This window comes from Amycolatopsis sp. NPDC043885 (genome assembly GCF_056435685.1).
The window spans coordinates 1026722-1040365 of the sequence record NZ_JBWKEA010000001.1; the positions used below are offsets into that span (position 1 = coordinate 1026722).

General features: G+C 68.8%; 15 protein-coding genes. 6 read left to right on the forward strand and 9 right to left on the reverse strand.

The genetic code is table 11. The features are described from left to right. Positions 1 to 134: 134 nt before the first annotated feature. On the reverse strand, positions 135 to 623 hold the full coding sequence (locus AC069I_RS05170) for a nuclear transport factor 2 family protein (protein WP_478223765.1): 489 nt from the start codon (positions 621 to 623) through the stop codon (positions 135 to 137). Then, the gene (locus tag AC069I_RS05175) at positions 620 to 1231 is read right to left on the reverse strand and encodes a TetR/AcrR family transcriptional regulator (RefSeq protein WP_478264884.1); all 612 of its coding nucleotides are present in this window, start codon (positions 1229 to 1231) and stop codon (positions 620 to 622) included. The genes AC069I_RS05170 and AC069I_RS05175 overlap by 4 nt, the downstream gene beginning before the upstream one ends. Between AC069I_RS05175 and lhgO the strand changes: the two genes are divergently transcribed. Further along, complete coding sequence (lhgO, locus tag AC069I_RS05180; protein ID WP_478265157.1) at positions 1225 to 2478, forward strand: L-2-hydroxyglutarate oxidase; 1254 nt, start codon at positions 1225 to 1227, stop codon at positions 2476 to 2478. The genes AC069I_RS05175 and lhgO overlap by 7 nt on opposite strands. Here lhgO and AC069I_RS05185 read toward each other — a convergent pair. Together AC069I_RS05185 and serS are read right to left on the reverse strand one after the other, a co-directional pair. Next, the gene (locus AC069I_RS05185; RefSeq protein ID WP_478231166.1) at positions 2475 to 3467 is read right to left on the reverse strand and encodes a DUF3558 family protein; all 993 of its coding nucleotides are present in this window, start codon (positions 3465 to 3467) and stop codon (positions 2475 to 2477) included. The genes lhgO and AC069I_RS05185 overlap by 4 nt on opposite strands. A gap of 27 nt (positions 3468 to 3494) precedes the next feature. Further along, positions 3495 to 4763, reverse strand: coding sequence for a serine--tRNA ligase (serS, locus tag AC069I_RS05190; protein WP_478223768.1), 1269 nt, complete (start codon positions 4761 to 4763; stop codon positions 3495 to 3497). A 133-nt stretch (positions 4764 to 4896) separates the two neighbouring features. On the opposite strand from serS, the gene AC069I_RS05195 reads away from it, so the two are divergent. Continuing rightward, a complete protein-coding gene (locus AC069I_RS05195; protein WP_478231165.1) occupies positions 4897 to 6180 on the forward strand; it encodes an aspartate aminotransferase family protein in 1284 nt (427 codons plus the stop codon). A 60-nt stretch (positions 6181 to 6240) separates the two neighbouring features. On the opposite strand, the gene AC069I_RS05200 is transcribed toward AC069I_RS05195, so the two are convergent. From AC069I_RS05200 to AC069I_RS05215, 4 genes are read right to left on the reverse strand one after another with little or no spacing between them, the layout of a single operon-like run. Continuing rightward, positions 6241 to 7146, reverse strand: coding sequence for a haloalkane dehalogenase (locus AC069I_RS05200; protein WP_478264885.1), 906 nt, complete (start codon positions 7144 to 7146; stop codon positions 6241 to 6243). A gap of 55 nt (positions 7147 to 7201) precedes the next feature. Next, positions 7202 to 7654: a DUF350 domain-containing protein gene (locus AC069I_RS05205; protein ID WP_340685923.1), complete on the reverse strand. Its 453-nt coding sequence runs from the start codon at positions 7652 to 7654 to the stop codon at positions 7202 to 7204. Positions 7655 to 7702: 48 nt separating this feature from the next. Next, complete coding sequence (locus AC069I_RS05210; protein WP_465414631.1) at positions 7703 to 8869, reverse strand: glutathionylspermidine synthase family protein; 1167 nt, start codon at positions 8867 to 8869, stop codon at positions 7703 to 7705. Further along, a complete protein-coding gene (locus AC069I_RS05215; RefSeq protein WP_478223771.1) occupies positions 8870 to 9478 on the reverse strand; it encodes a hypothetical protein in 609 nt (202 codons plus the stop codon). A 97-nt stretch (positions 9479 to 9575) separates the two neighbouring features. Here AC069I_RS05215 and AC069I_RS05220 point away from each other — a divergent pair, with 97 nt between their 5' ends. From AC069I_RS05220 to AC069I_RS05235, 4 genes are all read left to right on the forward strand, one after another. Further along, positions 9576 to 10556 carry a septum formation family protein gene (locus tag AC069I_RS05220; protein ID WP_478264886.1) on the forward strand — a complete coding sequence of 327 codons (981 nt, stop codon included), beginning with the start codon at positions 9576 to 9578 and terminating at the stop codon, positions 10554 to 10556. Positions 10557 to 10560: 4 nt separating this feature from the next. Beyond that, on the forward strand, positions 10561 to 10911 hold the full coding sequence (locus tag AC069I_RS05225) for a metallopeptidase family protein (RefSeq protein ID WP_093936420.1): 351 nt from the start codon (positions 10561 to 10563) through the stop codon (positions 10909 to 10911). A gap of 225 nt (positions 10912 to 11136) precedes the next feature. Further along, positions 11137 to 12396 carry an MFS transporter gene (locus tag AC069I_RS05230; RefSeq protein WP_478223773.1) on the forward strand — a complete coding sequence of 420 codons (1260 nt, stop codon included), beginning with the start codon at positions 11137 to 11139 and terminating at the stop codon, positions 12394 to 12396. Between the two features lie 61 nt (positions 12397 to 12457). Beyond that, on the forward strand, positions 12458 to 12895 hold the full coding sequence (locus AC069I_RS05235) for a hypothetical protein (protein WP_478223774.1): 438 nt from the start codon (positions 12458 to 12460) through the stop codon (positions 12893 to 12895). On the opposite strand, the gene AC069I_RS05240 is transcribed toward AC069I_RS05235, so the two are convergent. Continuing rightward, complete coding sequence (locus tag AC069I_RS05240; RefSeq protein WP_478223775.1) at positions 12892 to 13542, reverse strand: DUF4232 domain-containing protein; 651 nt, start codon at positions 13540 to 13542, stop codon at positions 12892 to 12894. The genes AC069I_RS05235 and AC069I_RS05240 overlap by 4 nt on opposite strands. Between the last annotated feature and the right edge of the window lie 102 nt (positions 13543 to 13644).

Below are 13644 nucleotides of genomic sequence, written 5' to 3' on the forward strand. Positions count from 1 at the left end.
GGAGTGGCGTTTCGGGTTCTAACCCGAAACGCCACTCACGACCCCCTCGTGAAATCGCCCATCCCGGAATCAATCAGACATTAAGTCAGCGAAAAGTGTCCCTTGTGGACACTCAGGGACCAGGCCGGCTCTCGTCAGCGGGGCCCGGCCAACGGGACCGCGCGTTTGTCGCCCGACCGGACCATGGCCAGCAAGGGTTTCGCGGCCACCTTCAGCAGCCGGGCCGCGAACGTGCGGCCGTTGCGGCGCGCGATGTCCGGGCCGAAGGCGTCCATGAGCGCGACGAGCCCCGGCAGCGGCCGCACGAACAGCGTCACTTCGGCGATGAGCCCGTCTTCGCCGAGCTTCAGCACCGCCGCCTCTTCGATCTCCTCGCCGCCGATGCGCGCGGTGTAGACGACGACCCGCGTGGCCTCGTCGCCGGTGTCGGTGTGGAACCGGACGTCGCGCAGATGCGAGTACGCGACCTCCAGCAGCGGCCTGAGTTCCGCGTGCCCGGTGAACCGGACGCGGCTCGTCAACGGCGAGCGCACGACGGCGTCCGGCGCGAAGGCGCTCAGCGCGAGTTCGACGTCTCGGGTTTCGAGGGCCCGGCGGTACCGCTCGGCGGTTTCGGTGCTCATGCGTCCTCCTGGATCAGGTTCCCCAGCCCGCGCCACAACAGATCCGCCGTGAGCGCGACGACCTGTTCCCGCGGGATGTCGCGGTTGCTCCACCACCAGGTGGCGATGGCGTTCAGTGCGCTCTTCGCCGCTTCGGCGAGCGCTTCGTTCGCGCGGTCGCGCGGCAGGTCCGCGGTCAGCGCCAGGCCGGGGACGCGGGCGAACACCTCGGTCAGCTGCCCCGTGGCCCTGGCCTGTCCGCGCCGGTGCACCTCGGCGACCGCCTCGTCGGACGGCGTCTCGGCGAAGATCATCCGCCAGCCGCGTTCGTTCGTCTCCATCCAGGCGAAGATCGCCGCCACCCGGCCTCGCAGGAGCTCCTCGGCGGTGCCCGACGTGGGCAGGTCCGCCCAGCCGGCCAGCAGACTGTCCACTTCGGACTCCAGGAGCCCGGCGTACAGCGCGGCCTTGGACCGGAAGTGGTCGTAGAGCACGGGCGTGCTGATACCGGCGGCCGTCGCGACCTCGCGCATCCCGGCCGCGTCGTAGCCGGACGCGGCGAACACCCGCGCCGCCGCGGCGAGGATCCGCTCCCGGCGTTCTTCCCTGCTCAGCCGTTTACCTGACATCGGTCAGGTACGCTACCACCGAACCTGACAGCTGTCAGGTAGCGCTCCGGGTAACCTGGTCGATCGTGCGCACAGTCGTAGTCATCGGAGGCGGGATCGTCGGGCTCGCCACCGCCTGGGAGCTGACCAAACGAGGTCTGGACGTCACGGTGCTCGAGAAGGAGGACCACTGGGCGGCCCACCAGACCGGGCACAACTCGAACGTCGTGCACGCGGGGCTCTACTACAAGCCGGGTTCGTTCAAGGCCAGGATGGCGAGCGCGGGCAACCGGTCCATTGTGGACTTCGCGCGGCAGTACGGGGTGCCGGTCGAGGTCTGCGGCAAACTCGTCGTCGCCACCTCCGAAGCGGAGCTTCCGGCACTGAAGGTGCTCGCCGAACGCGCCGAGGCGAACGGTGTCCCGGCCAAACTGATCACCCCGAGCGAAGCCCGCGAGTACGAACCCGAGGTCTCGTGCGTCGCCGCGCTGCGCGTGGAGTCCACCGGCATCATCGACTTCCCCGCCGTCTGCGCCGCCCTGGTGCGGCTGCTCGACGAATCCGACGCCGACCTGCGTCTCGGCACTCCCGCGCTGGGGATCCGCCCTGGCCGCTCCGGCGGTGTCGAGGTGGCGACCGGTGACGACGTGATCCACGCGGACGCCCTCGTCAACTGCGCGGGCCTGCACGCCGACCGCGTCGCGCGGCTCGCCGGGCTGACGCCGAGTGCGCGGATCGTGCCGTTCCGCGGCGAGTACTACGAGCTGAAGCCGGAACGCCGTCATCTGGTGCGCGGCCTGATCTACCCGGTCCCGGACGCGTCGCTGCCGTTCCTCGGCGTGCACCTGACCCGCATGCTCGACGGCAGCGTGCACGCCGGCCCGAACGCCGTGCTCGCGCTTCGCCGCGAAGGCTACACCTGGCGCGACATCTCGGCGAAGGACCTCGCCGAAGTCGCCCGCTTCCCCGGCGTCTGGCGGCTCGCACGCAAGTACGCGTACCCGACCGGGCTCGACGAGGTCCGCCGGTCGTTCTCGCGCCGCCGCTTCGCCGCAAGCCTCGCGCGGCTCGTACCCGCCGTCACCGAGGACGACATCGTGCGACACGGCTCCGGGGTCCGCGCGCAGGCGCTGCGCCCGGACGGCGCGCTCGTCGACGACTTCCTGATCGAGACCGCGCGCGACCAGGTGCACGTCCTCAACGCGCCCTCACCGGCGGCGACCAGCGCGCTGGAGATCGCGAAGCACATCTCCGACGAACTGGTCTAGAAGGCGGGCATGTTCCCGGTCACCAGCGGCATCACGGCTTGCGGGATTTCGCAGGCCTTGGCGTTGTCGCTGAGGTCACCGGTGTCGATCTTGACCGAGGAGGTCTCCGTGACCGGTAGCATCGCGACGCAGATCGGGCTGTCCGGGCTCGAGTAGACGAACCACTTCTTGCCCGCCACCATCTGCTCGACCGGGGTGCCGTCGAGACCGGGGACGTCCTCGAGTTTCGTCGCCGTGTAGAGCCACAGGTCGAGGGCCTTCTTGCCCTCGTCACCGTCGTTGTCGTCCCACTGGCAGCCGTTCTTCGGATCCCTCGACGAACCGTTCATCGGCCGCGCGGCCTGAAGGTTGAACGGCGTCACCTGGTCCGGTTTGAGCAGGGAGCACGGATCGACGGTCACGAGCGGTCCGGAAGCCTCGATCGGCTTCTGGCCGGGAGGCGCGGTGAGCGGCGGGCTCGGCTGTCCGCCAGGCAGGTGGGACGCGACCGCGGGAGCCGCGGCCTTCGCCAGGTCACAGGCCTTGGTGACGTCTTCGCCGGGGGCCTGGCTCGTGATCTCGACGAAGGTCTTCGGATCGAGTTCGGTCATCAGCGAGCAGTGGCTCGGGCCGAAGATGGACGCGTACCGGGTCCAGGTGAACCCGCCGATGCCGAACTTCTCCCCGGGAAGAGCACCGCTGACGTAGTCGACCAGCGAGAGGTCGAAGCTCTGCGACACCTCCAGCGCGACCCCGTCGGGCGCGTCCTCCAACTCCGGGTACCGGCACGTCCCGGGGATCTTCCGTGCCTTGTCCGCCGGACGTTCCTTGCCGGGAAAGGTGACCCCGATGGCTTCCGCCTGCTCCTGCGAGAGCAATTTGCACGGCTCGGCCTTCGTGATGACCGGCCCCTGCCCCGGCACCGGCGAAGCCGTACCGCCGATGACCGACGTGCAGCCGCCGAGCGTCAGCACCGCCAGCCCGATCGCGAGCGAATTCCGATACCGCATGCGTCCTCTTCCCCTCACCGCCGACCGCTACTTGGATGTCGGCGTGAGCACCTCGGTTCCGCCGAGGAAGGGGCGGAGCGCCTCCGGCACCCGGACGGAACCGTCTTCGAGCTGGTGGTTCTCCAGGATCGCGACGATCCACCTGGTGGTGGCGAGCGTGCCGTTCAGCGTGGCGACGGTCTGCGGGCGGCCGTCGTCGTCGCGGTAGCGGATGCCGAGGCGGCGGGCCTGGAAGGTCGTGCAGTTCGACGTCGAGGTCAGCTCGCGGTAGGTCTCCTGCGACGGCACCCACGCCTCGCAGTCGAACTTCCGGTACGCGGACGTGCCGAGGTCGCCGGTGGCGGTGTCGATCACCCGGTAGGGGACCTCGATCTTGGCGAGCATCTGCTCTTCCCAGTCCAGCAGGCGCGCGTGCTCGGCTTCGGCGTCCTCGGGACGCGTGTAGACGAACATCTCGACCTTGTCGAACTGGTGGACGCGGATGATGCCGCGGGTGTCCTTGCCGTACGACCCGGCCTCGCGGCGGTAGCAGGACGACCAGCCCGCGTAGCGCTTCGGGCCGTCGTTCAGATCGAGGATCTCGTCGGCGTGGTAGCCGGCGAGCGGGACCTCGGAGGTGCCGACGAGGTACAGGTCGTCGTCGCGCAGGCGGTAGACCTCCGACGAGTGCGCGCCCAGGAAGCCGGTGCCCGCCATGATCTCCGGCCGGACCAGGGTCGGGGTGATCATCGGGGTGAACCCGTTCGCGGTCGCCTGCGCGATCGCCATGTTCAGCAGGCCGAGCTGCAGCTGGGCGCCGATGCCGGTGAGGAAGTAGAACCGCGAGCCCGAGACCTTCGCGCCGCGCTCCATGTCGAGCGCGCCGAGGCCCTCGCAGAGTTCGAGGTGGTCCTTCGGCTTGAAGTCGAACTTGTTCGGCTCGCCGACGTGCTTGAGCACGACGTAGTCGTCCTCGCCGCCTTCGGGTGCCTCGGGGTGGACGAGGTTCGGCACCAGGCGGTGCAGCTGCTCGAACTCCTCCGACGCCTCGGTCTGCTCGATCTCGGCCGTCTTGACCTGGGCGGCGAGGTCCTTCGCCTTGGCGAGCAGCTCGGCCCGCTCGTCACCCTGTGCCTTGGGGATGAGCTTGCCCAGCGACTTCTGCTCGGCGCGCAGCTTGTCGGCGGCGGCGATGGACGAGCGGCGGCGGGAGTCGAGGGAGAGCAGCTTGTCGACCACTCCTTCGTCCTCGCCACGGGCGCGCTGCGAAGCGCGCACGACGTCCGGGTCATCGCGCAGAGTCCTGGGGTCAATCACGAGTGCTGAGAGTAGTCCGTGCGAGCCGCACAAAATGTGCGGGTCCACGCGGATAACCCGACAGTCTGATCGTTGCCGCCCGTTTCGGGCCGTCCCCATACTGAGATCTCCCTGCTGCGGACGGAGAAACCCGATGACCGATGCGGACCTGCTGGCGCGGCACAAGGCGGTACTGCCGTCGTGGCTGGCGCTCTACTACGACGAGCCGATCGAGATCGTGCACGCGCAGGACCGCCGGGTCATCGACTCGACCGGGCGCACCTACCTCGACTTCTTCGCGGGCATCCTGACGAATTCGATGGGCTACGACGTCTCGGCGATCAGCGACGCCGTGCGCAAGCAGCTCGACACCGGCATCCTGCACACGTCGACGCTGTACCTGATCCGGTCACAGGTCGAACTGGCCGAACGTATCGCGAAGCTCTCCGGCATCCCCGACGCGAAGGTGTTCTTCACCAACTCCGGGACCGAGGCCAACGACACCGCGCTCATGCTCGCCACCCAGTACCGGCGCAGCAATCAGGTGCTGGCGATGCGGAACTCGTACCACGGCCGGTCGTTCGCGACGGTCGGCATCACCGGCAACCGCGGCTGGTCGGCGTCGTCGCTCAGCCCGGTGAAGGTGAGCTACGTGCACGGCGGCTACCGGTACCGCAGCCCGTTCCGGGCGCTTTCGGACACGGAGTACATCGACGCTTGCGTCGCGGACCTGGTCGACGTCCTGGAGACGGGCACATCGGGCGACGTCGCGTGCATGATCGCCGAGCCGATTCAGGGCGTCGGCGGCTTCAGCTCACCGCCGGACGGCCTGTTCAAGGCGATGAAGGAGGTCCTCGACCAGTACGGAATCCTGTTCATCTCCGACGAGGTCCAGACCGGCTGGGGACGGACCGGGGAACACTACTGGGGGATCCAGGCGCACGACGTCGTCCCCGACGCGATGACCTTCGCGAAGGGCCTCGGCAACGGTCTCGCGATCGGCGGGCTCGTGGCGCGCGGCGACCTCGTCGACTGCCTCACCGCGAACTCGATCTCGACCTTCGGGGGCAACCCGGTCGCGATGGCGGGCGCGGCCGCCGTACTCGACCACATCGCCGACCACGACCTCCAGGCCAACGCGCTGGCCCGCGGCAACGAACTGCTCGACGGCCTGCGCGCGACGGGGAACCCGCTGATCGGGGACGTGCGCGGCAAGGGCCTGATGATCGGTGTCGAGCTGGTCGAGCCGGGCGGTATGACGCCGAACCCGGAGGCCGCGGCGCGGATGATGGAGGAGACCAAGGCACGCGGGCTGCTGATCGGCAAGGGCGGGCTGCACGGCAACGTGCTGCGGATCGCGCCGCCGATGACGCTCACCGCCGAAGAGGCCGCCGAAGGCCTCGGGATCATCACCGACGCACTGGCCGCCATCTCCTGACAAACGCTAGGAAGGGACCTTTCCTTGCAGATTTTGCAAGGAAAGGTCCCTTCCTAGCGTTCAGGAGCGGACGAAACGGGCGATGACCTCGCCCAGCCGCCCACCGGCGTCCTCCTGCAGGAAGTGACCGGCGCCGGTGATCGTCGGATGCTCGAGTTCGCGGGCGCCGCGCATCGAACCCCGCAGTTCGAGGCCCCACGGCGCGGTGATCGGGTCGCCGTCGGAGAACGAGACCAGGAACGGCTTGTCCAGCTCCGAAAGCACCTTCAGCGCGGCCCGGTTGGCGGCCGAGGCCGGATCGCCCGGAGTGATCGGCACCAGGGACGGCATCGCGCGCGGCGCGGCCTTGTACATCTCGTTCGGGAAGGGCGCGTCGTAGGCGGCGCGGACCTCCTCGGACAGCTTGGTCTGACAGCCGGACTGGACGAACCGCCCGACGTCGATGACCTGGGCGTTCTCCATGGCGTCGCGGAACTTGTGCCAGAGTTCGGGCATGTCGGTGTCGCCGGTGGGGAGGCCGGTGTTGGCCGCGACGACCCGCGCGAAGCGGTCGGGGTTTTCGGCGACCAGCCGCAGGCCGATCAGGCCGCCCCAGTCCTGGCCGACCAGGGTGACGTCGGTCAGGTCGAGGACGTCGAAGGCGAACGCGCGCATCCACTCGACGTGCCGCTGGTAGGTGTGGTCGACCATGTCGCCGGGTTTGTCGGATCGGCCGAAGCCGACCAGGTCGGGCGCGATGGCGCGCAGCCCGGCGTCGGCGAGCACCGGGATGACCTTGCGGTAGAGGTAGGACCAGGTGGGCTCGCCGTGCAGCAGGAGAACGGGCGGCCCGTCCTCGGGTCCGGCCTCCACGTACCCCACTCTGATCACGCCGCCGTGAAGGTCGACGAGCTCCGCGTAGCGCGGTTCGAAGTCGAAATCGGGCAGGTCCGAGAACCGGTCGTCCGGTGTCCTTAAAAGGCGCACGACTCCCACGTTAGTGGGAATCGTGCGCCCATGCCGGTTTCAGTGCGTCAGGAAATCACGAGATGGCGACGGCCACGACCAGGCCGAGGGCGAGGTGCGCGGCCGCGACGACGATGCTGGCCGGGGCGAACTTCTCGCTCTCGATCGTCGAGCGGACGTCGATCCGGGTCGCCCACTCCAGCAGCCGGACGGCGAGCACCTGCACGATGATGCCGAGCAGGCCGTAGACCAGCGAGGTGATGAGCCCCTCGGTCAGGTCGCTGGCGGAGTTCGCGATCGCCACGACGATGATGAACGCCATCGACAGCAGGCCCGACGCGGTGACGATGACCGCGTTCGGCAGGCCGCGGGTGACCAGCTGGGCGAGCTTGCCGGGCGTGGTCCAGTCGATCGCCCAGAACCCGGCGAACATCATCAGCAGGCCGACGACGCCGTACAACAGGATCGCGCCGATCCCTCGCACGAGGTCGGAGCCGAACGTGTCGGACAGCGCAAGGGTGGTGGTCACAGGGGTTCTCCAGGAGTCAGGAATGTCAGGTTTGTGCGGTTGCTTCTATCACGACTCGACGATGCGGTGCGGGACGAACGCCGCACCGTCGTCGGTGACGAGACCCGCGGTCTCGCGGATGCCGAGGCCGGCGGCCTGGTCCCCGACGATCCACGCGCCGAGCGCGGGCCGGTAGCCCTGGAACTCCGGGAGCGGGTCGAACGCCTGGTAGACGAACCCTTCCGCGCCGTAGACACCGTCGGTCTGCGTCTCGTACCCGGTGGCGACGATCTGCACGTTCGCGCCCTCGCGGCCGAGTTTCGGCTTGCGGACGTACTCGGTCAGCAGACCGGGGTCGTCGGCGAAGGCGGGCAGCAGGTTCGGATGCCCCGGGTAGTTCTCCCACAGGATCGCGAGCAGCGTCTTGTTGGAGAGGATCATCTTCCACAGCGGCTCGACCCACAGCGTGCGCGGCATGGTCTCGACGGCGAAGCGGCCGAACTCCTCGTCGACCACCCATTCCCACGGGTAGAGCTTCACCACGGTCGCCATCTGCGCCTCTTCGAGGTCGACGAACCGTTTGAGCACCGGGTCCCAGCCGATCTCCTCGATCGACAGGCCGACGGTGTCGAGCCCGGCCTCGGCCGCGGTCTCCTGCAGGTACGCCGTCGTCACGTGGTCCTCACCGGACGGATCGGCCGACGACCAGGTGAAGTGCAGTTCGTTCGACGGCAGTTTGTCGGCGAGCTCGCCCCAGCGCTCGACCAGCTTCTCGTGGATCGAGTTCCACTGGTCGTCCTCGGGGAAGACCGTGGTCTTCCAGTGCCACTGCAGGACCGCGGCCTCGAGCAGCGAGGTCGGGGTGTCGGCGTTGTACTCGAGCAGCTTCGCCGGGCTCTTGCCGTCGTAGCGCAGGTCGAAGCGGCCGTAGACGTGCGGATCCTGCCGTTTCCACGACTCGGCGATATGCGGCCAGACCCACTCGGGGATGCCGAAGCGGTGGTACTGCTCGGTGGTGATCACGTTGTCGACGGCTTCGAGGCACATCGAGTGCAGGAGTTCGACGTCAGCCTCGACGGACAGGATCTCGTCCATGTCGAAGACGTAGTGGACCGACTCGTCCCAGTACGGCCGGGACTTGCCGGAGCCGTCGCGGGCGGGCGTGCCGAAGACCAGCCCCTGCTCTTCGACGATGTTCTGCCAGTCCCGCCGGGGCGGCTTGGAATCCCGGTACACCTACGAGCCCCCGCTCTTGCCGCTGCCGCCGCTCTTGCCGCTGATGCCGAACCCGCCGCGCTGGACGGACTTGCCCGATTTGGTGCTGATGTTCGCGCCCGACGGCGCGGTGTACGAGCCGCCGGAGACGCGCTGCCCGATCTGCCCGGTCCCGCCGTAGTTGTAGCGGTAGCTCTGCATCGGCCCACCGAAACCGCCGATGGGGATGAAGAAGAACCCGCCACTGACGTAACCGCCCTGCGACCGGACGTAGTTCTCGTCGCAGTTCCGGTCGTCGCCGATGATCTCCGTGTCTTTGGCAGCGCAGACGGCCGTGACGTTCTCCGGCTTCGCGACCGTGTAGAACGTCGCGACCAAGCCGACCAGGCCGACGGTCACGCCGGTGCCGATCAGGATCTTCTTCTTGGTCGAAGACTTCTTCTCGGCGGCGCGGGCGGCTTCGGCCGCGAGCACCTCCTGGCGCTCCTGCTCGGCCAGCGCCTGCTGCCGTGCCCGCTGCTCGGCCAGCGACGGCTGCCGCACCCGCGTCGTCTCGTCCTGAAACCGCATGCTGCCGCGCTTCGGTGGCTCCTGAGGCGGCTGTGCCCCCTGGTTGTCATCCTGCGTCATCAAAAGCTCCGTAATCGACGGCCCGCCAAGTATCCGTACCTCAACACTAACCACCCGGTACGCGCACCTTACGTGCGGCGCGGGCATCATGGAGTGGATGTCTCAACAGGCCGAGCGGTTCCGTGATCCGCGAAACGCGCTGAGCACCCTGCGCACCCGGCTCGTCATGGCCGGTGTGTTCGCGGGCGCGATCATCGCGCTTTCGCTGAGTGTGGCGTTTTCGTGGAACGTGGGCCCGGAGGGCGGTGCGGGCGGCGGCGCCCCCAAACTGTCGCCCGCCGCGGCCGAGGCGTTTCAATCTCCTCCGGGCACCTGTCTGACCTGGAACAATCCGGACGCCACCGACGCGCGGCGCGTGCCGTGCGCCGAGGCCCACCTGTTCGAGGTCACCAGCATCGTCGACATCGGCGCGCAGTACCCGCCGGGGGCGCCGAGCCCGAACCTGGAGCAGTGGCAGGAGATCTCCAGGTCACAGTGCACTGTCGACGTCAAGCCGTATCTCGGCCGCAACCTCGATCCCTACGGCAAGCTGAGCATGAACCTGCTCCGGCCGACGCCCGCGCAGTGGGCCGACGGCGACCGGCAGCTGCGGTGCGGTCTGCAGTGGGCGGGCCAGGGCGGCAAGCTCCAGCCGACCAAGGGGCCGGCGAAGGAACAGGACCAGTCCGCCGTCTGGGAGCCGGGCACCTGCCTCGCGCTGCTCAACAACAGCTTCGGCGACCCCATCGACTGCGCGCAGACGCATTCGTACGAGATCATCGCGACGCTCGATCTCAAGACGAAGTTCAAGGACGGCTACCCGTCGCAGGAGCAGCAGAACACCTGGCTGGACACCGAGTGCTCGACGGCCGCGCAGGAGTACACCGGCAACGCGGACCTGGCGGCGAAGAAGCTCATCCTCAGCTGGGACGTCCGCGAGCAGGAGAGCTGGGACGCCGGGTCGACGCTGGTGAACTGCAAGGTGGCGGCGGTCCTGCCGGAGAACAAGGGGCTGGCGCCGGTCACCGGGAGCGTCAAGGTCGGCACCGGCGAGACCCCGCCGCCGTCGTCGTCTTCGGCCCCGAAGACCGGAGGGTGATCGCGTGCCCGTCGAGATGACCCAGCAGCGGTTCGAGGAGCTGGTTTCGGAGGCACTGGACGAGCTCCCGCCCGAATTCGCGGACGCCATGGACAACGTCGTGGTACTCGTGGAGGAGTTCAACGAGGAGTCGCCCACGATCCTCGGCCTGTACCACGGGGTCGCGCTGACCGAGCGGACCCACGAGTACGGCGGGGTGCTGCCGGACCGGATCTCGATCTACCGGCGTCCGCTGCTGGAGATGTGCGACACCGAGGAGGACGTCGTCGAGGAGGTGCTGATCACGGTCGTCCACGAGGTCGGCCACCATTTCGGCATCGACGACGCGCGCTTGCACGAACTCGGGTGGGGCTGAGCCGCCGGACGGACGAGAGCAAAGGTCCCTTGCTCCCCCGACACGTGCACAGTGGATTCCGTGCCGAAGGCGGCATGGTCGGTGATTTTCGTGCGTGGAGCACCAAGGGTACTCCGGATTTTTAACTGGGCGTAACAACCCAGCCACTTTGGGCGACAGCCCCCGCTAAACTTTTCGACACGTTGTCGCCGGCCTGCGCCGGCGAATGCCTGGGGGAGGCGGTCCATGACCGAGTCGGCGACACGAGGGAGGAGTGACCGGCGGTTGCGCTGGTTGCTCGCGTCCAGCGCGGCGTCGAACCTCGGCGACGGGATCGGCAAGGTCGCGTTCCCGCTGCTCGCGGTCACCCTGACCCGTGATCCGCTGCTCATCGCCGGCCTCTCGGCGACCCAGTTCCTGCCGTGGCTGCTGTTCGCGCTCCCGGCGGGCGCGCTGCTCGACCGCATCGACCGGCGGCGGGCGATGATCCTCGCGAACAGCGTCCGCGCGGTCGTCGTCGGCGGGACGGCCGCCCTGGTCGCGGCGGGCGGAGTGACGATCTGGCTGGTCTACGCCGCCGCCCTGCTCATCGGCTTCGCGGAGGTGGTCGCCGACAGCGCCGCGAACGTGCTCATCCCGGCGGTCGTCGGCAAGGGATCACTCGACAGCGCGAACAGCAAGCTCCAGGCGTGCGAGATCGTGGGGCAGACCTTCCTGGGCGGGCCGGTCGGCAGCGCCACCTTCGCGCTCTTCGCGACGTTCCCGTTCCTGCTCAACTCGGTGGGCTTCGCGATCGCGGCCGCCGTGTTGATCGGACTCGCCGGGAGCTATCGGCCGAGAGCCACCGGCAACGCGCCCGCCGGCCTCCGCACCGAACTGGCGGAGGGTTTCCGCTGGCTGAAGCACAGCAGGCTGGTGCTGCGGCTGGTCGTCATCGCCGGGCTGATCAGCCTGGTCAGCGAACTCGCGCAGGCGCAGCTGGTGCTCTACGCGATCGAGTACCTGCGTCTCAGCGAAGCGGCCTTTGGGCTCTTCGCGTTAGTCGGCGGCATCGGCGGCCTGCTCGGCGCGGCCCTCGCCCCTCGGTTGGTGAAGGCGACCAGCCGGCGCGCGGTGCTCGTCGGGGGCACGGCCTGCTGCGGCGCGGCGTTCACCGGGATGGGCCTGACGAGCTCGCCGGTGGCGGGTGCGGCACTGTTCGGCCTGTTCGCGGCCGCCGTGGTCGCGGTGAACATCGTGCTCGGGACGGCGCGGCACACGCTCGTCCCCGGCGACCTGCTCGGCCGGGTCCTCGGCGTGTGGCGCACCGTCGTCTGGGGTGCGATCCCGGTGGGCGCCCTGCTCGGCGGCGTCCTCACCCACGCCCTCGGTTCCCCGGCCAGGACGTTCCTCACGTCCGGGCTGCTGCTGTTCGGAGTAGCCGGTTTCGCGTTCGTCTCGTTACGGCAAGGAACCTTCGATGACGAATCGGCCACGGAGGAGCGGGTTCTCCACCGAGACCGGTGAAAACAAAGGCCTTTGGTGCTGAAATAGCCCATCACCGCCACGGGTGACGGGGAGGTCCGCGATGCAGCAGACACTGGTGCCGGAGGCCGGCGTGGGGACGACAGAACCTTCGAGACGGCCGCAAGTACTGACCGCCGTCGCCGGTTTCGTGATCGGCGGTGGCGTGATCGGCATGCTGTGGGCGCTCTCGGGCGTCAACGCGGGGGCGCTCGAAGACGCGAAGCACGCTTGCTCGGCGCTGGCGAGGATCGGCACGATCCCGGACACCACCGACTCCGCACCCGGCGAACGGACCGTGGCCGTCCTCGCCCCCGAAGTCCTGCACCGGATGACGGCCGCACGCGAACTCTCCGCCGCGGCGGCCGCCGCCAAGGACACCTACCGGCCGCTGGCCGAACATATCGACGGGGTCAGCCGGATGGTGTTCAGCCTGCACTTCAACCAGATTTCGGGACAGCGGCATCTGGCGCAGGCCGAACAGCTCTGCGCCCAGCTCTAGCCCTTGTGGACGGTCTTGACGGTCAGCTGATTGCCAGGAATCTTCCCGGCGCAGCCGAGTCCCTGCACCGGCACGAAGTTCGACGCCGTCTCCTGCGGCAGGTACACCCGCAGCCCTCGGGTCTCGGTGGGCTTGCAGACCGCCTCGTCGTAGTTGCGGACGTTCACGAAACCGACGTCGGCGATCGCGCTCTCCCCATTGGCGAGCTGGACCGGGCCACCCTTGGCGCCGTCGCGGTACGCGGCCTCACCGACCTGGTGGCCGTCGGCGCCGGTCACGTACGAGATGCCCGGGAAGCCCTGGACGGTGCACGGGTGTCCGCTCGCGTTGGTGATGACGAGCTTGCGGTACACCGTGCCCGCGGCGGCGTCACTGTCCTTGACGGACAGTTTGACGTCGCCGGCCTTGCACAGCCCGTCGTTCTTCGGCGCCTGCGCGGGCGGCTGGACGGGCTGCGGGGCAGGCGCCGGGCTCGAAGAGCTCGCGCTGGGCGCGGCGGAGGTGTCCGGCGCCGAACCGGACGGCGACGCGGACGTGTTCTGCGCGACGGGCGCGGTCTCCGCACCGCAGGCGCTGAGCAGCAGAAGCCCGGCGGTACCCGCGACGAGACCGCCGATGGAGATCAGTTTCGAACGAACCATGGTCATTCGCCTCCCTGTAGTCCGACGCTGCCGGGTGACCCACCGTCCAGTAGACGTGTTGTCCGCCGTGGGGGTTGCGCTCCACCGGTTAATTCCCCACAAGGTGTT

What these genes read in the sequence shown, in the direction of transcription:
- AC069I_RS05170 (WP_478223765.1), bottom strand. Translation starts at nt 623, where the DNA reads ATGAGCACCGAAACCGCCGAGCGGTACCGCCGGGCCCTCGAAACCCGA.
- AC069I_RS05235 (WP_478223774.1), top strand. Translation starts at nt 12,458, where the DNA reads ATGCAGCAGACACTGGTGCCGGAGGCCGGCGTGGGGACGACAGAACCT.
- AC069I_RS05195 (WP_478231165.1), top strand. Translation starts at nt 4,897, where the DNA reads ATGACCGATGCGGACCTGCTGGCGCGGCACAAGGCGGTACTGCCGTCG.
- AC069I_RS05215 (WP_478223771.1), bottom strand. Translation starts at nt 9,478, where the DNA reads ATGACGCAGGATGACAACCAGGGGGCACAGCCGCCTCAGGAGCCACCG.
- AC069I_RS05175 (WP_478264884.1), bottom strand. Translation starts at nt 1,231, where the DNA reads ATGTCAGGTAAACGGCTGAGCAGGGAAGAACGCCGGGAGCGGATCCTC.
- AC069I_RS05230 (WP_478223773.1), top strand. Translation starts at nt 11,137, where the DNA reads ATGACCGAGTCGGCGACACGAGGGAGGAGTGACCGGCGGTTGCGCTGG.
- AC069I_RS05220 (WP_478264886.1), top strand. Translation starts at nt 9,576, where the DNA reads ATGTCTCAACAGGCCGAGCGGTTCCGTGATCCGCGAAACGCGCTGAGC.
- AC069I_RS05185 (WP_478231166.1), bottom strand. Translation starts at nt 3,467, where the DNA reads ATGCGGTATCGGAATTCGCTCGCGATCGGGCTGGCGGTGCTGACGCTC.
- AC069I_RS05240 (WP_478223775.1), bottom strand. Translation starts at nt 13,542, where the DNA reads ATGACCATGGTTCGTTCGAAACTGATCTCCATCGGCGGTCTCGTCGCG.